The organism is Arthrobacter sp. BPSS-3, from assembly GCF_044628475.1.
In the GTDB taxonomy this organism is placed as follows: domain Bacteria; phylum Actinomycetota; class Actinomycetes; order Actinomycetales; family Micrococcaceae; genus Arthrobacter.
Window position 1 is genome coordinate 102,382 of sequence record NZ_JBIMMV010000001.1, and the last position, 16,477, is coordinate 118,858.

Sequence of the window (16,477 nt, forward strand, 5' to 3'; positions counted from 1 at the left end):
CCGGACTTACAGCTTGCGCCGCAGCTTCCGCCAGGACTTGTGGAACTTCCTCTCGGCCGCCGCTGCACGTACGTCCTCCGCGGCGTGCAGCCGGCCGAGGCCGAAGCCGACGGCGGACCCGGCGCCGGCACCCGGGTCTGATTCCCGGGCCAACTCCACGAGAACCGCCCGTGCCATGACGCTGTCCTGGTGCAGGCCCAGGACCTGCTGTATTGTCCGTGCGCCCTTGGCCGTCCGGCGTGCGTGCTTCAGCCGCCTGGCCGGGCCGTCCGGCACGGCCTCGTGTACCAGCTCGGATGAGTACCGCAGCCGCTTAGCGGCCTTCCGCACCGTGTGCAACGCGACGTCGTGCTCCGCGCCCCCATTGGCTTCAGCCAGGGCTGCGGCGGTCCGGACCAGCCGCTTTGAGTCCCGGCGCACGGCGCGGTGCACCCGGCGCGCCGGGGCAGCGGCGGCAGGGGCTAGCGGCGGGGCGGCGAGGAAGGTATCGATGGCCACCAGCAACTGCTCATAGCGGATACCCGTGAGGGCGTCCGCGGCCGCGGCGAGCCCGGCCGCCGCAGCGGCGTCCAGCCGCGTCCGGATCAGGCCCGCCGCGGGGTCCCCCGCCCAGCGCAGGGCCGCGGGCTCCCGGGCCGCCGCTTCAAGGAGCCGGTCCCGCACCACGCCGGGGTCCCGGGCCGCGCCCAGCACTCCCGAGAGCCAGCGCAGTTCGTCGCGCAGCGGGTCGACCGCACCGCCGTCGAACAGGGGGTAGCAGGAACCCAGGACAGAGCGGAGCCGCCGAACGGCGACCCGCATCTGGTGGATGTCCTCGACCCGGCCTGTCGCGGCGCCGGGCGCCAGGCGGCGCACCTCGGCCACTTGCCGGGCCAGGTAGGCCAGTACGACGTCTCCCGCGGTGGATGCCACGCTTCACTGTACGTCTTCAGCGACCGGCCCCGCCCGGCATAGGCTGGGCTGAACCGCACCCGCCGCCACGCCCCAGGAGAGCCCATGACACACCACCACGCCGGCCCGGTCGCTGTCGTCACAGGAGCGGGATCCGGCATCGGACGGGCTGTGGCCCGGCTCATGCTGGCCGAGGGCTACCGCGTGGTCCTGGCCGGCAGGCGGGAAGAGAAGCTGCTGGAGACCGGTGCCGGGCACGCCCTGGCGCTCCCCGTACCGTGCGACATCAGCCGGCCCGACGACGTCGAACGCCTCTTCGCGGCGACGCTGGAGCGCTGGGGCCGGGTGGACGTGCTGTTCAACAACGCCGGCACCTTCGGGCCGTCGGCGGGCGTGGACGAGCTCAGCCCCGAGGACTGGGAGGCGACGGCGGCGGTGAACATCACCGGGTCCCTGCTCTGTGCCGGTGCCGCAGTCCGGGCGATGAAGGAGCAGACGCCGCAGGGCGGCCGGATCATCAACAACGGCTCCATCTCCGCGCACTCGCCCCGGCCCCGGTCCGTGGCCTACACCGTGACGAAGCACGCCATCACCGGGCTGACCAAGAGCATTGAGCTGGACGGCCGCGGCTTCGGTATCACCTGCGGCCAGATCGACATCGGGAACGCCGCCACCGGGCTGATGGACACGATCGGCGTGGGCGAGGGGGCCCTCCAGGCGGACGGCAGCCGGAAGGTGGAGCCGACCTTCCCGGTGGAGGATGCGGCCAGGGCGGTGCTTATGATGGCCGGGATGCCGGCCGCCGCCAGCGTGGGATCGGTGGTCATTACCGCCGCCGGCATGCCCTTCATCGGCCGCGGCTGAGGTTCCCCGCACCGGCGCAGCGGCACTGCGGCGGCCCTGCCGCCGTGGCCGGGCTCAATCGTAGGGCCCGGCTCAATCGCAGTTGCCCGGCCCTTCCGCCCCCGCCCTGGCGGGACTAGAGCGGAAGCAGCCGGGACAGGTCCGCCCGGAGGCCCGAGGCGGCCACCTTGCCGGCGTCCACCGCGTCCGCCCAGGTCAGGGAGCCGGTGACCATGGCAAGCCAGGTGGCGGCGTCGCACTCGATGACGTTCGGGGGAGTGCCGCGGGTGTGCCGCGGGCCCTCCACGCACTGGGTGACGCCGAACGGGGGCACCCGGACCTCCACGGAGTTCCCGGGCGCCCGGGCCGTGACTTCCTCCAGGGTGTAGCGGACGGCGGTGGCCACGGTGGCGCGGGGTACCGCCCCGTCCGTGGCTGCACGCCAGGCCGCCAGGGCCGCGCGTCCTTCGTCCACCGGGATCCGGCGCCGTGCCACTGCCATGGCCCTAGTCCAGCAGCGCCGAGACGGCGTGGCCGAGGCGGATCTTGCCCACCGGCCGGCCACCTCCCAGCACCGGGTCGATGACCTTTTCGAGCACGCTGGAGACCTCGGGAATGTCCACGGCGCCGGCTGCGGCCAGCAGGGTCAGCCCCACCAGGGTGGTGGCCCGGATATTTCCGTCGAGGACCTTGATGGCCACGGCGACGCCCTGCGGGGTGGCCATGGCCAGGACGCCCTCGGCCCCGATCTTGGCGATGATGCCGAGGTCGTTCATCACGATGGTGTTGGCCTCGCCGCGGCCCTGGACGGCCCAGGGGTAATCCAGCATGGAGGTGGCGATGGTGGCGGCCCGGGCGTTGGAGTGGTGGTCACCGGGGGCCTTGGCCAGCTGGGAGTAGGCGCGGGCCAGGCCGGTGAGGGAGACGGCGGCCACGGGGGCGCCGCAGCCGTCGATGCCCAGGTGGGCGATCCGTTCCCCGCAGTATTCCTCAATCACGGAGCGGACCCGCTGCTGCAGCGGGTGGTTCGGCTCGAGGTAGCTGTGCGTGTCCCAGCCGTTCTCCGTGCAGGCCCAGAGAAACGCGGCATGCTTGCCGGAACAATTGAAGGCCAGCCGGGACTTGCCGCGCTCGGTCTGCACCAGCCAGGTCCGGGCGGTCTCGTCGGCCGGCCAGTCGGCCGGGCACTGCAGCTGGTCCTCGGTCACGCCGGCGGCCTTGAGCATGCCCTCCACCACGTCCATGTGGTCGAGGGACCCGACGTGGCTGCCGCAGGCGATCGCTACCTGGGCGCCGCGGAGGGGGACGCCGGCCTGCATAGCGGCGAGCGCCTGCAGCGGTTTCAGGGTGGAGCGGGCGAACACCGGGGCGGCGATGTCGCCCAGTTCGGTGACCACCTGGCCGTCGGCGGAGAGCACGACGGCGGACCCGATGTGCCGTGATTCGATGAAGCCGCTGCGCTCCACCACCGCCAGTTCGACGGCGGAATCGACGGAGAAGGTGGCATGCGGGTTCAGAGGCATGCTGCCAGTCTAGGTGCCCGGGCCGCCGTCGCCCGGTTACTCCACGGTGACCATGACGGACTGCCAGCCGGAGGCGCCGTCGGGGACCGGATCGGCCCGCTTGTCCGTCTGCACCTCGCCGGTTCCGTCGGTGGCGCGGACCTTGAGGTAGTGCGGTCCGGGGGTGGCGTCCCACTCATAGGACCACTGCCGCCACGTCACCAGGGACGCCTCGGTGGACAGTTCCACCGGGGTCCAGGGTCCGTTGTCGATCTGGATCTCCACCTTGGTGATGCCGCGGGTCTGCGCCCAGGCGGTGCCGCCCACCGCTACCTTGCCGGCGGGGACCTTGGCGAAGGACTTGGGCACCTCCACCCGGGCCATGGTCTTGATCGGTCCGCGCTCGGACCAGCCGCGCTGGGTCCAGTAGGCCTTGGCGTCCGCGAACCGGGTCACCTCCAGGTCAACGACCCATTTGGTGGCGGAGACGAAGCCGTACAGGCCCGGGACTACCATCCGCACCGGGTAGCCGTGTTCCAGCGGCAGCGCCTCGCCGTTCATGCCGATGGCCAGCATCGCGTCGCGGTCATCCCGCAGCACCTCGATGGGGGTGGAGGCGCTGAAGCCGTCCACGGAGGTGGAGAGCACCATGTCGGCGCCGTCCTTGGGCCGGGCCATCGCGAGGACGTCCCGGATGGGCATGCCGAGCCACTTGGCGTTGCCGGCCAGGTTGCCGCCCACCGGGTTGGAGACGCAGGTCAGCGACACGTGGGACTCGATCAGTTTCGCGTCCAGCAGGTCCTGGAAGCTGAGCCGGACCTCCTGCTCCACCATGCCGTGGACCCGCAGTTCCCAGTCCTGGGCGTTGACCTCGGGCACGCTGAGGGCGGTGTCGATGCGGTAGAAGTCCTTGTTCGGGGTTAGCCACGGCGTAACGCCGGGAACCTTGGACTGCACCCCGGCAGGCACCGGCGCAGCGGCCTTGGCCGGGGTGGGCAGGGTCAGGCTCTCGCGGGCCTTGGCGACGTTGCTGCGGGCGGCGCTGAGCAGCCGGCCACCGGTGGCGGCCACGGCGGCCCCGACAGCGGTGATGCCGGTCGCGGCGAAGAAGGCGCGACGGCTGGTGGCCGGACGGTCCGGTTCCTTGGCGCTGCGCCCCACCTCGGCGTCGGGCCAGGACCGCATCCGCCAGACTTTGCCGATCAGGAACCGCAGCGCCACCAGGCCCGCAGCGGTGCCGATCAGCGAGGGGATCGCGTCCAGTGGTTTGACGCTGGCGCGCGTCACCACGCTGGCGACGATCACGGCGCCCATCAGCAGCACGCCGGCGACGCCCAGCGACCAGCGCCGGTAGGCGACGATGCCGAGGACGCAGGCGAGGAGGAAGATGGTCAGGCCCATCCCGGCGAAGAGGGCGGCCTTGTCATTGGTGCCGAACGTGGCGATCGCAAAGTCCTTCATCCACGGCGGGGTGAAGTCGATGAAGGTCGAGCCGAGGGCGATCAGCGGTGTGGCGCGGGCCGTGAAGAAGGCGCCCACGAGTTCCGCGACGGCCAGGACGACGCCGGCGGACACCACCCCGGCCAGGGCGGCCATGACCGTGTGCCCCGAGGGCAGGAAACGCTTCCGCGGCCGTGCGGTGGTGCCGGGCTTGGTGCTGCTGGACGATGTCATATCCCTTATTCGGAGCCGCCGGCCCGGGGGATTGATGGCCCGACACAGCTTAGGAGCCTGCCGGGTGCACAAAGTACCCTAGGGAACTGTGAAGGTACTCGTCATCGGCCCCGGCGGCCGCGAACACGCCATTGTCCGTTCCCTGCTCGCCGATCCGAATGTCTCCGAGGTCCACGCGGCCCCGGGGAACGCCGGCATCAGCACCCTGGTCCCCACCTACGCCATCGACGCCAACGATCCCGACGCCGTGGCCGCCTTGGCGACCCGGCTGGCCGTCGACCTGGTGGTCGTCGGCCCCGAGGCGCCGCTCGCCGCGGGTGTGTCGGACGCGGTCCGGGAAGCCGGGATCCCGGTCTTCGGCCCCAGCAAGGCCGCCGCCCAGCTCGAGGCCTCCAAGGCCTTCGCCAAGGACATCATGGCCGAGGCCGGCGTGCCGACGGCCATGGCCCGCGTGGCCTCCAACGTCGAGGAAGCGGCCGACGCCCTGGACACCTTCGGCGCCCCGTACGTCGTCAAGGACGACGGGCTCGCCGCGGGCAAGGGCGTCGTCGTCACCAACGACCGCGACGAGGCGCTGGCCCACGCGCAGAGCTGCTTCGACGCCGGCGGTTCCGTGGTCATCGAGGAGTTCCTCGACGGCCCCGAGGTCTCGCTCTTCGTCCTCTGCGACGGCAGTACCACGGTGGCGCTCTCGCCGGCCCAGGACTTCAAGCGCATCTTCGACAACGACGAGGGCCCCAACACCGGCGGCATGGGCGCGTACACCCCGCTGGAATGGGCGCCGGAAGGCCTCGTGGACGAGGTCCTGGAACGGGTGGCGCAGCCCACCGTCAGCCAGATGGCGCACCGCGGCACCCCGTTCGTTGGCGTGCTCTTCATCGGCCTGGCGCTGACCTCGCGCGGCACCCGGGTGATCGAGTTCAACGTCCGCTTCGGGGACCCGGAGACGCAAGCGGTCCTGGCCCGGCTCAAGACCCCCCTGGGCGGCCTGCTGATGGCGGCTGCGAGGGGCGAACTCGCCGAGGCCCAGCCGCTGCGCTGGTCCAGGGACACCGCGGTGGCCGTCGTCGTGGCTGCCGAAAACTACCCCGGCACTCCGCGCACCGGTGACCGGATCCGCGGGCTCAAGAAGGCCGAGGCCCTGGAGGGCGTCCACGTGATCCACGCCGGCACCCGGCTCGACGACGACGGCAAGGTGGTCTCGGCCGGCGGCCGCGTCCTGGCCGTCGTCGCACTTGGAACGGATCTGGTCGAGGCCCGGGAACGGGCGTACGACGGCGTCGAGCTGATCCAGCTGGAGGGATCCCAATACCGCACCGACATCGGTGCCAAGGCCGCGCGCGGTGCGATCACCGTAGCCGGCCCCGCCGCCGCGACGAAAGCGAAGTCCTGACCATGAACGCACACGAATCCCTCGCCGGCGGCCTCCAGACCCAGGCCCCCGAGCTGCCGGGCTGGAAGCACATCTACTCGGGCAAGGTCCGCGACCTTTACGCGCCGGCGGACCCCGCCATCACGGAGCGGATAGGCCAGGACTGCGTCCTGGTGGTGGCCAGCGACCGGATCAGCGCCTACGATCACGTGCTGGCCAGCGAGATCCCGGACAAGGGCCGCATCCTGACCCAGCTGAGCCTGTGGTGGTTCGAACAGCTCGGCGTCGAACACCACGTCCTCGCCGCCACGGCCGCCGACGGCGTCCCGGCAGAGGTGGAGGGCCGGGCCATGATCTGCAAGAAGCTGGACATGTTCCCGGTCGAATGCATCGCCCGCGGCTACCTCACCGGCTCCGGCCTTGCCGAATACCAGCAGTCCCGCACGGTCTGCAGCATCCCGCTGCCGCCCGGGCTGGTGGACGGCTCCCGGCTGGAGCACGCCATCTTCACCCCCTCCGCGAAGGCCGAGGTGGGCGAGCACGACGAGAACATCACCTACGACGCCGTCGTGGACCTGGTCGGGGCCGATACCGCCGCGCGGCTGCGGGACCTGACCCTGGAGGTCTACACCAAGGCCGAGGGCATCGCCCGGGGACGCGGGATCATCCTCGCGGACACCAAGGTGGAATTCGGCGTGGATGCCGCCACCGGCGTGATCACCCTTGGCGACGAGGTGCTGACGCCGGACTCGTCACGGTTCTGGGACGCCGCCACCTACGAGCCGGGCAAGGCGCAGCCCTCCTACGACAAGCAGTACGTCCGCGACTGGCTGACCTCCGCCGCGTCGGGCTGGGACAAGTCCTCCGATACGCCGCCCCCGGCGTTGCCGGACGACGTCGTCGCCCGCACCCGGAGCCGCTACGTGGAGGCCTACGAGCTGCTGACCGGCCGCACCTTCGCCTGACGTTCGGCCCGCCCGCTGCTAACTGGTGGCCGGCTGCTGGCTGCCGGCGGACGCCGCCTCGGCGCGGCGCTGGGCCAGCTTGATCTCCAGGACCGCGTCCAGTGCCTGCTGGACGCGGTCCGAGGCCCCGGCAGCGCTGAAGTCCTTCTGCGCCTCGTCCAGGTAAACCAGAGCCTCCTCCACCTCGCCGGCGGCTTTGAGGGCCTTGCCCAGCAGCAGCGACACCTCCCCGGCCGTGTGCCGTGCCAGGAGCGAGCGCTCCGCGTGGATCTCGCGCAGTTTCTGCACCGCCCCCATGATGTCCCCGGTGAGGTAGAGCCACCGGGCGCGGATGAACGCGACCTCCAGCCGGTCCGTGTCCGTGCCGCCGACGATCGAGAGGGCCAGCTCCGCCCGTTCGATCGCGGACAGAGTTTCCGGCTCGACGATGCCAGAGGAGAGCCGCACCGCGGCGGAGGCCTTGTTGAACCGGGCCCAGAGGTCGATGTCGTAGGCGGGGGAGAGGAGCTTGCCGGCCTCCTCGTGGTACTTGATGCCCTCCGCGTAGTCGTGGCGCATGAAGGCGACGTTGCCCACCACCCAGGCCACCTCGCCGGCCAGTTGCGGCAACGATTGGCCTTCCATCTCCGCGTTCATCTCCTGGCAGTACTTCCAGGCCTCGTCCAGGCGGCCGCTCTCGGCCAGGGCGCCGATGAGGGCGCGGAGGGCACCGATGATCATGGTGGAGCCCTTTGGCAGCTGTGCGCAGAGCCGGACAGCCTCCTGGGCGTAGTCGACGGCGTCCTTCAGCTGGCCCTGGCCCTGTGCGGCGGCGGCGAGCATCTGCCGGGCCCTGACCCCCAGGCCCGCCGATTCGGCGGCCAGCGGGTGGTCCAGGAGGCGCTGGACCATGGCCCGGCACTCGGCCCAGAGGCCCTGCTTGATCAGGCACTCGGCCTGCATGTAGGTCATGTTCCACCAAGCGCTGGTGTTCTTGGATTCCAGGGCGATCTGCGCGGCGGTCGCGGCGTGCTGCGCGGCCAGCGGGTAGTCCCGGAGATCCCAGGCCTGGCGGGCGTAGAGGCCGGCCAGCACATACTCGGCGTCACTGATGGAGACCGGCTGGCTCCAGGCCTCCAGGGCCTTCGGGGCCAGGTCCAGGCGTCGGGCCAGTTCCTCGATGACGTCGGCGGTGGGTTCGCGGCGCCCGGTTTCGAGCAGGGAGATGTAGCTGGGCGAGTACAAATCCTTGCCCAGTTCAGCCTGCGTGAGCCCGCGGTCCAACCGCTCCGCGCGGAGTTTTTCGCCAAATCCGTTCCCCACGGATCCCACCTCATTCCGGACAATCGATGTACTAAATGCTTGACAGTCTCTGTGGAAGAAATTTTACAATGTATGTCAACAAGGGAACTACAGACTTGGTAACGACTCCGACTCGAGATTTGAGGATCACCATGGTGAAGAAGATTGCAGCAGGCCTGGCACTCGCAGGGGCCTTGGCCTTCTCCGCAGCGGCTCCCGGCATCATCGCCGCCGGCTCCAGCTCCGATTCCACGCAGGTTACCGCCGTCGGCAACTGGCCCGACCCGATGCGCGTGGCCTCCGCGGTGGGTAACTGGCCGGACCCTATGACCTACTCCACCAACGTCGGCAACTGGCCTGACCCGATGTAATCCCTGATTCGATTTCGTGACCGACCGGCAGACTCCACGGCCCCGGCATCCCAGGATGCCGGGGCCGTGACGTGTCTGTCGGAGTTTTGGTCCGGCCGCCCCGAAGCTGCATACCCGGGGAGCGGGCACAAAAAAGAGGGCCTTCCAGCTGGAAGGCCCTCTTTTTTTACTGGTCGGGATGACAGGATTTGAACCTGCGACCTCGTCGTCCCGAACGACGCGCGCTACCAAGCTGCGCCACATCCCGATCCGTTGCTGCAAAAGCAACTTCACAAGAGTATCCGATACCGGCCCCGGATGCGAAATCGGGACCGCCGAAACGTCCTCCCTCGGCGGTGTTACCCATCCGGGCGGGCACCGGCGGCTCCGGCTCAGACCAGCGAATCCTTCCAGGCCCCGTGCAGGGTGGCGAAACGGCCGCCCCCGCCGATCAGTTCCGCGGGCGACCCGTCCTCCACCACCTTGCCGTCGTGGACCACCAGCACCCGGTCCGCGGTCTCCACGGTGGAGAGCCGGTGCGCGATGATCAGCGCGGTGCGGCTGCCGACGTGGCCGTTGTCGGGACGGCCGGCCGGAGCGCCGTCCGCAGCGGTTCCATCCGCCGCCCCGGTGCCGCGGAGCAGGCTGGCCAGCCCGGCCTGGACCATGCGCTCAGACGGGATGTCCAGGGAGGAGGTGGCCTCGTCCAGGATCAGCACCGCGGGCCGGGCCAGGAAGGCGCGGGCGAAGCTGATCAGCTGTCGCTGGCCGGCGGACACGCGGCCGCCGCGCTTGTTCACGTCGGTGTCGTAGCCGTCCGGCAGCTCGGTGATGAACCCGTGCGCGCCGACGGCCTTGGCCGCCGCCTCGATCTCCTCGCGGCTCGCGTCCGGCCGGCCCAGGGCGATGTTGTCCGCCACGGTGCCGCTGAACAGGAAGGCCTCCTGGGTGACCATGACGACGTTGCGGCGCAGGTCCGCCGTCGCGAGTTGCCGGAGGTCGACGCCGTCGAGCGTCAACGACCCGGCCGAGACGTCGTAGAACCGGGCGATCAGCTTGGCCAGCGTGGACTTGCCCGCGCCGGTCTGGCCCACTAGCGCGACCGTCTGGCCGGCCGGGATGTGCAGGTCCAGGGTGGGGATGATGACCGGGCCGTCACCGTAGCGGAACTCCACCTGGTTGAAGTCGATCCGGCCGGTGGCGCGGGGGAGGGCCACCGGGTGTTCCGGCGGCCGGACGGTGGGTACCTCCTCGAGGAGGCCGGAGACCTTCTCGAGGGCCGCCTGGGCGCTCTGGAACGAGTTGTAGAACATCGCCATCTGGTCCACCGGCTGGAAGAAGCGCTTGGTGGAGAGGATCAGGGCCAGTAGCACGCCGACGGCCAGGCCGCCGTCGAGCACCCGGAAGCCACCCACCAGCAGGACGACCGCGACGCAGATGTTGCCGATCAGCACCAGGCCGGGCTGGAAGACGCCGTTGAGGTTTATCGAACGGACCGTGACCAGCCGGTATTCCTCGGACAGTTCGGCGTAGCGTTCGGCGTTCTGCCGTTCCTTGCGGAAGGCCTTCACGGCACGGATGCCGGTCATGGTCTCCACGAAGTGCACGATCAGCCGTGCCGAGACCACGCGGGACTCCCGGAATGCGATCTGCGAGTGCTTTTGGTACCAGCGGGACAGGAAGTACATCGGGATGCCGGCGGCCAGAACCAGCAGGCCGCTGCGCCAGTCCAGGGCGAAGATGGTGATGGCCGTGAAGATCATGAACAGCAGCCCCGACGCGAGCGACGAAACCCCGGAGTCCAGGAGTTCGCGCAGCGCTTCCAGGTCGGAGGTCTGCCGGGCAATGATCCGGCCCGAGGTGTACTTCTCGTGGAACTCCAGGCTCAGCCGCTGCGTCTGTCGGAAGACCCGGACCCGCAAGTCCAGCAGCATTGACTGGCTCAGCCGGGCGGTGGACGTCACGTAGAGGGCGGTCAGTCCCGCCGTCGCGATCGCCGCCGCCAGGTAGGCTGCGCCGGCGAAGACCAGCGGGAAGCTGTCGCCGGAGCGCAGCGCCGGGAGCGCCCGGTCTATACCGAAGGCGATCAGGGCGGGGCCGGCCACGCGTGCGGCCTGGGACAGCACGACGGCGGCGATGGTGAGCCAGAAGCGCAGCCGGACGGGCCGGATCAGCGAGCCCAGCAGGGCTAGGGAGCGGCGCCGCACGGCGCGGCTCTCGGCCTTGGAGAGGTGGGCGTTGTCCTCGTTCGCGGTGCCGAAGGTGGCGGTGCTCATGGCGAAACCTCCTCCGCCTCGAGGGCGGAGAGCTCGGAGTCCAGGTCCCGCGGTTCCGGGTCCAGGCTGGCGATGACGTAGCGGTAGTGGCTGTTCTCCGCCAGCAGTTCGGTGTGGGTACCCACCGCGGTGATCCGGCCGTCCTGCAGCAGGGCCACCCGGTTCGCGAGGGCAACGGTGGAGGGCCGGTGTGCCACCACCAGGGTGGTGGTGTCCGCGAGGACCTCACGCAGCCGGGTTTCCACCAGTTCCTCGGTATTGACGTCCAGGGCGGACAGCGGGTCGTCGAGGACCAGCACGGTGGGGTCGGCGGCGACGGCGCGGGCCAAGGCGATGCGCTGGCGCTGGCCGCCGGAGAGGCTGAGGCCCTCCTCGCCGATCAGGGTGTCGAGTCCCTCGGGCAGCGAGTAGGCGAAGTGGGCCTGGGCGGTATCCAGGGCCTCGGCCAGGATCTCCTCCCGGCGCTCCGGGGGGACTGTGTCGGCGACGCCGAGGAGGACGTTGTCCCGGACCGAGTTAGAGAACAGGGTGGTGTCCTCGAAGGCGACGGCCACGGCGCTGCGCAGCCCGGCGACGTCGAACTCGCGCACGTCAACGCCGTCGATCTCCACCGAACCGGCGGTCACGTCGAACAGGCGGGGGACCAGTTGCAGCAGGGCGCTCTTGCCGCTGCCGGTGATGCCCACCAGTGCCATGGTCTCGCCGGGCCTGATGTCCAGGGTGATGTCCTTAAGGATGGGCTTGTCCGGGGCGTCGTCGAAGGCGAAGGTGGCGTGCCGGAAGGACAGCGCCCCCTTCAGGTCGGCCGGGCTGCGGGGCTGCTCCGGGCTGGTGATGGTGTTCACCGCGTCCATCACCTCGAAGTGCCGGTCGATGGCGGTCTTGGCGGTCAGCGCCATGGCCAGGAGCATGCCGCAGACTTCCACGGGGGCGGCGATGACGGCGGCGGTGGCGAAGAAGGCCACTAGGGCGCCGATGCTGAGCTGGCCGTCGGCGGCGAGCAGGACGCCGACGACGAGGCCGGCGCCGAGGGCCAGCTCGGGCAGCAGCGTGACCACCAGGCTGAAGGTGGCCAGGTGCTTGGCCTTGTCGATCTCGGTCTGGCGCAGCTCCTCGGCTTGTTCGTTGAAGTTCTCCAGGGCCTCGCGGCTGCGCCCGAACGCCTTGAGCACGCGGATGCCGTGGACCGATTCCTCCACGGTGGTGGCCAGGTCACCGGCCTGGTCCTGGCTGCGGCGGGCCACCTTGGAGTACCGGGTCCGGAACCGGAAGCCGTAGATCATGATCGGCACGGCCGCGGCGAGGAAGATCAGGGCCAGCTGCCAGCTCATGGCGAACATGACCACGACGCCGATCAGCACGGTCAGCGTGGTGACCACCAGCATGATCGCGCCGAAGGCCATCCAGCGGCGGAGGAAGTTCAGGTCCGTCATGGCCCGGGACAACAGCTGCCCGGACCCCCACCGGTCGTGGAACGCCACGGCGAGGTCCTGCAGGTGGTCGTAGAGGGAGACCCGCATCCGGGTTTCCACCGTGGTGGCGGGGTTGATCACGAATTGCCGGCGCAAGGCCACCAGTCCGGCCTCGGCGATGCCAAGCAGCAGGACGATCCCGGCGGAGATCCAGACGGCCTGGCCGCTGCCGCCGGGCTTGAGCGAATCGTTGATCAGTACCCGCAGTACCTGCGGGATGGCGAGGGCGACGACGCTGGCCATCAGGGCACTGAGCAGGCCCATGATCAGGCGCGGCAGGATCGGCCGGACGTGGGGATAGAGGCGGTTGATGGAAGTGAAGAACGGGGTCTGTGTAGCCATGCCTGCTTCTTAACTGCAACTGCGAAAGGGTTTACGCAACTGAATGTAGTTTCCGGTAGCAACTACCCTAGGCCATGGCGTGACCACGTTCACAGCATTCTGCGGCCCCCGCGAATCTGGCACAGAAATTATGTTCCGTAATGACCGGACCGCTGCGGGCCGGTGCGTCTAAGCCTTCGCGGTGAGGGTCAGCAGCACGGCCTCGGGCTTGCAGGCGATGCGGACCGGGGCGAAGCGTGAGGTGCCGATGCCGCCGGAGACGTTGACCGGCGTCGTCCGCCCGTTGCTTTCCCAGTCGTGCAGGCCCTTGGCCCGCCAGGTGGGCAGGTCGCAGTTAGCTACGAGCGCGCCGTAGCCGGGGAGGCAGATCTGGCCGCCGTGGGTGTGCCCGGCAAGGATCAGGTCTGCCGCGTCCTCGGTGAAGTGGTCCAGGACGCGCTGGTAGGGGGCATGCGCGACGGCGATCCGCAGGTGCGGTTTGGTGTCCTGGCCGCGGGTGCCGCGGGGCCAGCCGGCGTACTTTTCCAGGCGCAGGTGCGGGTCGTCCACGCCGGAGAAGTCCAGCCGGAGGCCGTCCACCACCAGGGACTGGCAGCGGTTGGTCAGGTCCACCCAGCCGGACATGCCGAAGCCGGTGCGCAGCCGGGGCCAGTCGAGGGCCACGGGGGTCTTGGGGGTGGAGGAGGGGCCGGTGAAGTACGACGCGGGGTTCTTGAACCGAGGCGCGTAGTAGTCATTGGATCCCGGCACGAAGACGCCCGGGAACCGAAGCAATGGCCGCAGGGCGTCGAGGACCGGGCCGATGGCCTTGACGTGGCTGACATTGTCGCCGGTGTTGACCACCAGGTCCGGCTCCAGCTCCGCCAGGGAGGCCAGCCAGTCGGCCTTCTTACGCTGCCCGGGAATGAAGTGGATGTCGCTGAGGTGCAGTACGCGCAGCGGGCCGTAACCCGGGGGCAGGATCGCCAGGGACTCCTCGCGCAGCACGAACTGGTTCTTCTCCCACAGTCCGTAACCCGTGGCGGCGGCACCCGCCGCGGCTCCGACGGCGGTGGTGACGGCAAGGCCGCGCCCGATGCTTCGGACGCGGCTCGCCAGCGTGCTCATGTCGGCCATGTGTTAGCCGTTACCGTTGCCGGGCTTGGTCGGGGCCGGTGCCGGGCTGCTCGGCGCGGGAGCCGGTGCAGCCGGGCTGCTCGGTGCCGGGTTATTCGGTGCCGGCGTCGCCTGGGTGTTCTGCCGGGTGTTGGGCACCGGGCTGGGCGTGTAGCCGTTGAGCAGGTTGGACGGCGGCTCCGGGAACGGATTCGTTCCGTAGCCCGGGGCAACGGCGGACATAAAGTTCGAGAACTGCGGCCCGGCGAGCATGTAGCCGTCGATGCCCTTGTAGAACTGGCCGTTGATCGTGAGGTTCTGGCCGGCTCGGCCCTGGGCGCCCAGCGCGTCACCGAACCAGGAGGCGGTGGCCAGGCCGGTGGTGTGGCCCACCACCCAGGTGGAACCGTTGTTGTTCGAGGTACCCGTCTTCGCGCCGATCGGGAAATCGGTCCGGGTGGAGATCCGCGGCCGGATCAGTGAGCCGGAACCGCGGTTCAAGACCTCCTGCAGCGCGTAGTTCACGCCGCGGGCAACTTCGGGCTTGACCGCGTCCCGGCAGTTGGTGTTCTGGGCTGGCAACTGCGCTCCGTTGGCGTCGGTCACCGAGGTGATGGCGATCGGCTCGCAGTACTTGCCGTCGTTGGCGAAGGTCGCGAAGGCGCTGGCCATGGCCAGCGGCGACGTCTGGGTGGAGCCCAGCAGGTTCCCCGTCGTGAACATGTTGATCTTGGGGTTCGGGTCCGCGATGTTGCCGTTGGCATCAAGGATGATCTTTTGGTCTTTGTCCTTGGCGGGGAGTCCCGAGTGCAGCCCCACGGAATCCACCATCTTCTGGATACCGCAGAAGTCCAACTGGGCTGCGGAAGCGAAGGTCACCGTGTTGATGGAGTTATACAGGCCCTGCAGGACCGTCATGGGCTTGTAGTAGCCGTCCTCGGCATTCTGCAGGTCGTCCGCTGCACCCAGTGCCGACTCCGCCGTGTTGTAGGCGCCGGTGGTCACGCCGCAGGAATTCCTCCACTTGAAGTTGATCGGATATTTCCGGACGGAGCCGTCGACGATGGTGTTCATCGACTTGCCCTCGTTCAGCCACTCCGCAAACGTGAACGGCTTCATGGTCGAGCCGGGCTGCATGCCGCCCACGCCGTTGAGGTCCTGGCCCTTGCTGTCATAGGCGTCGACGTTGAAGTTCAGCTGGGTATCGAACTTGCCGTCGCCGGCCAGGAAGGAAGTGTTCTGGGCCATGTCGATGATCTTGCCGGTGCCGGGCTGGACGGACACCAGCGAGGCTCCCCACTTGTCCGGGTTAGCCCCGGCGGTGGCGTTGACCTGCTCCTGGGCCACGGCTTGGGCCTTGGGGTCCAAGGTGGTCTTGATGGTCAGGCCGCCGCGGAAAATCTTCCGCTCCCGGGCATCGGCGTCCGCGCCGTAGGCGGGGTTGTTCTGCAGCAGGTGCATGACGTAGTCGCAGAAGTACGGGGCCATGGTGGCGTTGCCGCAGCCCTGCTTGGGCTGGGTCACCTTGGTTTCCACCGGGGTGGCGACGGCGGCGTCGTAGTCGGCCTGCTTGATCTTTCCCTGGGTGAGCATGGCCTTGAGGACCAGGTCGCGGCGGACCTTGGCGTTGTCCGGGTGGGTGATCGGGTCGTAGAAGGACGGGCTGTTGACCAGGCCGGCCAGCAGCGCGGCCTGCGGCAGCGTCAGGTCCTTGGCGGAGGTGCTGAAGAAGAACTTCGAGGCCGCCTCGATGCCGTAGGCGTCGCGGTTGAAGAAGACGATGTTGAGGTAGCCCTCGAGGATCTGCTCCTTGGAGAACTTCTTCTCCAGGGCGATCGAGAGCTTCATCTCGCGGAGCTTGTCGCCGATGCTCTTGTTGACGCCGTTGAGGAGCACCTGGTCGCTCTTGCCCTCCATCTCCAGAGAGGAGTTGATGACGTTGTTCACGTACTGCTGCGTGATGGTGGAGGCGCCCTGCTTGTTGCCGCGGGCGGTCGCCACGAGCGCGCGGAGGATACCGGTGGTGTCCACGCCGCCGTGCTCGTAGAAGCGGCTGTCCTCGATCGAGACCACGGCGTCCTTGATGTACGGAGACATCTGGTCCAGGGAGACGCGCGTGCGGTTCTCCGAGTAGACGCTGGCGATCACGCTGCCGTCGGCGGCGAGGATGGTGGTGGCCTGGCTCGGCGGGTCCACCTGGAGTTCCGCCGGGAGGGCCTCAAAGAATTTGATCGACCCGCTGGCCGTGTTGCCCGAGAGCGCCGCGGCGGGAACAAGCAGCCCCGCAACGAGCACGCCACAGACAACACTCACGCCAAGGAAAAGGATGAGCTTTCCGAGGGTGGTGGCAGTGTCGAATACAGGGTTCTTACCAGTCGCCATGTTTTCCACTTTAGCGGCAAGCACTAGGCTTT

The 16,477-nt window shown here is 69.3% G+C and carries 13 protein-coding genes and 1 tRNA gene; 4 read left to right on the forward strand and 10 right to left on the reverse strand.

What is annotated here, in order from left to right:
- Positions 1-6: 6 nt before the first annotated feature.
- Positions 7-912: a CHAD domain-containing protein gene (locus tag ACFVY3_RS00520; protein ID WP_400158408.1), complete on the reverse strand. Its 906-nt coding sequence runs from the start codon at positions 910-912 to the stop codon at positions 7-9.
- 84 nt (positions 913-996) lie between these two features.
- On the opposite strand from ACFVY3_RS00520, the gene ACFVY3_RS00525 reads away from it, so the two are divergent.
- Positions 997-1,755 carry an SDR family oxidoreductase gene (locus ACFVY3_RS00525; protein WP_400158409.1) on the forward strand — a complete coding sequence of 253 codons (759 nt, stop codon included), beginning with the start codon at positions 997-999 and terminating at the stop codon, positions 1,753-1,755.
- Positions 1,756-1,870: 115 nt separating this feature from the next.
- Here ACFVY3_RS00525 and ACFVY3_RS00530 read toward each other — a convergent pair whose 3' ends face one another.
- From ACFVY3_RS00530 to ACFVY3_RS00540, 3 genes are read right to left on the reverse strand one after another with little or no spacing between them, the layout of a single operon-like run.
- Positions 1,871-2,236: a sterol carrier family protein gene (locus tag ACFVY3_RS00530; protein WP_400158410.1), complete on the reverse strand. Its 366-nt coding sequence runs from the start codon at positions 2,234-2,236 to the stop codon at positions 1,871-1,873.
- 4 nt (positions 2,237-2,240) lie between these two features.
- Positions 2,241-3,257 carry an asparaginase gene (locus tag ACFVY3_RS00535; protein ID WP_290256175.1) on the reverse strand — a complete coding sequence of 339 codons (1,017 nt, stop codon included), beginning with the start codon at positions 3,255-3,257 and terminating at the stop codon, positions 2,241-2,243.
- Positions 3,258-3,293: 36 nt separating this feature from the next.
- Positions 3,294-4,832 carry a molybdopterin-dependent oxidoreductase gene (locus tag ACFVY3_RS00540; protein WP_400158697.1) on the reverse strand — a complete coding sequence of 513 codons (1,539 nt, stop codon included), beginning with the start codon at positions 4,830-4,832 and terminating at the stop codon, positions 3,294-3,296.
- Positions 4,833-4,998: 166 nt separating this feature from the next.
- Here ACFVY3_RS00540 and purD point away from each other — a divergent pair, with 166 nt between their 5' ends.
- Together purD and ACFVY3_RS00550 are read left to right on the forward strand one after the other, a co-directional pair.
- Complete coding sequence (gene purD, locus ACFVY3_RS00545) at positions 4,999-6,303, forward strand: phosphoribosylamine--glycine ligase (RefSeq protein WP_400158411.1); 1,305 nt, start codon at positions 4,999-5,001, stop codon at positions 6,301-6,303.
- Between the two features lie 2 nt (positions 6,304-6,305).
- Positions 6,306-7,247: a phosphoribosylaminoimidazolesuccinocarboxamide synthase gene (locus ACFVY3_RS00550; protein WP_400158412.1), complete on the forward strand. Its 942-nt coding sequence runs from the start codon at positions 6,306-6,308 to the stop codon at positions 7,245-7,247.
- A gap of 18 nt (positions 7,248-7,265) precedes the next feature.
- Here ACFVY3_RS00550 and ACFVY3_RS00555 read toward each other — a convergent pair whose 3' ends face one another.
- Positions 7,266-8,549 (reverse strand): helix-turn-helix domain-containing protein, encoded by a 1,284-nt coding sequence (locus ACFVY3_RS00555; RefSeq protein ID WP_400158413.1) that lies wholly within the window; start codon positions 8,547-8,549, stop codon positions 7,266-7,268.
- A gap of 131 nt (positions 8,550-8,680) precedes the next feature.
- Between ACFVY3_RS00555 and ACFVY3_RS00560 the strand changes: the two genes are divergently transcribed.
- Entirely contained in the window at positions 8,681-8,899 is a 219-nt protein-coding gene (locus ACFVY3_RS00560; protein WP_290256171.1) for a hypothetical protein, read from the forward strand.
- 170 nt (positions 8,900-9,069) lie between these two features.
- Here the strand turns inward: ACFVY3_RS00560 and ACFVY3_RS00565 are convergent.
- The 5 genes from ACFVY3_RS00565 to ACFVY3_RS00585 all read right to left on the reverse strand — a co-directional run bounded on the left by ACFVY3_RS00565 (position 9,070) and on the right by ACFVY3_RS00585 (position 16,445).
- Positions 9,070-9,146, reverse strand: a tRNA-Pro gene (locus ACFVY3_RS00565).
- A 124-nt stretch (positions 9,147-9,270) separates the two neighbouring features.
- Positions 9,271-11,154, reverse strand: a complete 1,884-nt coding sequence (locus ACFVY3_RS00570; protein WP_400158414.1) for an ABC transporter ATP-binding protein — start codon at positions 11,152-11,154, stop codon at positions 9,271-9,273.
- Positions 11,151-12,968 carry an ABC transporter ATP-binding protein gene (locus ACFVY3_RS00575; protein ID WP_400158415.1) on the reverse strand — a complete coding sequence of 606 codons (1,818 nt, stop codon included), beginning with the start codon at positions 12,966-12,968 and terminating at the stop codon, positions 11,151-11,153. The genes ACFVY3_RS00570 and ACFVY3_RS00575 overlap by 4 nt, the downstream gene beginning before the upstream one ends.
- A gap of 168 nt (positions 12,969-13,136) precedes the next feature.
- Positions 13,137-14,084 carry a metallophosphoesterase gene (locus ACFVY3_RS00580; RefSeq protein ID WP_400158416.1) on the reverse strand — a complete coding sequence of 316 codons (948 nt, stop codon included), beginning with the start codon at positions 14,082-14,084 and terminating at the stop codon, positions 13,137-13,139.
- A gap of 3 nt (positions 14,085-14,087) precedes the next feature.
- Positions 14,088-16,445, reverse strand: coding sequence for a transglycosylase domain-containing protein (locus tag ACFVY3_RS00585; RefSeq protein ID WP_364133874.1), 2,358 nt, complete (start codon positions 16,443-16,445; stop codon positions 14,088-14,090).
- Positions 16,446-16,477 lie beyond the last annotated feature (32 nt).

Excerpts from the sequence above, each read along its gene's own strand:
- ACFVY3_RS00525 (WP_400158409.1), top strand. The coding sequence starts at position 997 with ATGACACACCACCACGCCGGCCCGGTCGCTGTCGTCACAGGAGCGGGA.
- ACFVY3_RS00530 (WP_400158410.1), bottom strand. The coding sequence starts at position 2,236 with ATGGCAGTGGCACGGCGCCGGATCCCGGTGGACGAAGGACGCGCGGCC.
- ACFVY3_RS00535 (WP_290256175.1), bottom strand. The coding sequence starts at position 3,257 with ATGCCTCTGAACCCGCATGCCACCTTCTCCGTCGATTCCGCCGTCGAA.
- ACFVY3_RS00540 (WP_400158697.1), bottom strand. The coding sequence starts at position 4,832 with ATGGCCGCCCTGGCCGGGGTGGTGTCCGCCGGCGTCGTCCTGGCCGTC.
- ACFVY3_RS00550 (WP_400158412.1), top strand. The coding sequence starts at position 6,306 with ATGAACGCACACGAATCCCTCGCCGGCGGCCTCCAGACCCAGGCCCCC.
- ACFVY3_RS00560 (WP_290256171.1), top strand. The coding sequence starts at position 8,681 with ATGGTGAAGAAGATTGCAGCAGGCCTGGCACTCGCAGGGGCCTTGGCC.
- ACFVY3_RS00570 (WP_400158414.1), bottom strand. The coding sequence starts at position 11,154 with ATGAGCACCGCCACCTTCGGCACCGCGAACGAGGACAACGCCCACCTC.
- ACFVY3_RS00575 (WP_400158415.1), bottom strand. The coding sequence starts at position 12,968 with ATGGCTACACAGACCCCGTTCTTCACTTCCATCAACCGCCTCTATCCC.
- ACFVY3_RS00580 (WP_400158416.1), bottom strand. The coding sequence starts at position 14,084 with ATGGCCGACATGAGCACGCTGGCGAGCCGCGTCCGAAGCATCGGGCGC.
- ACFVY3_RS00585 (WP_364133874.1), bottom strand. The coding sequence starts at position 16,445 with ATGGCGACTGGTAAGAACCCTGTATTCGACACTGCCACCACCCTCGGA.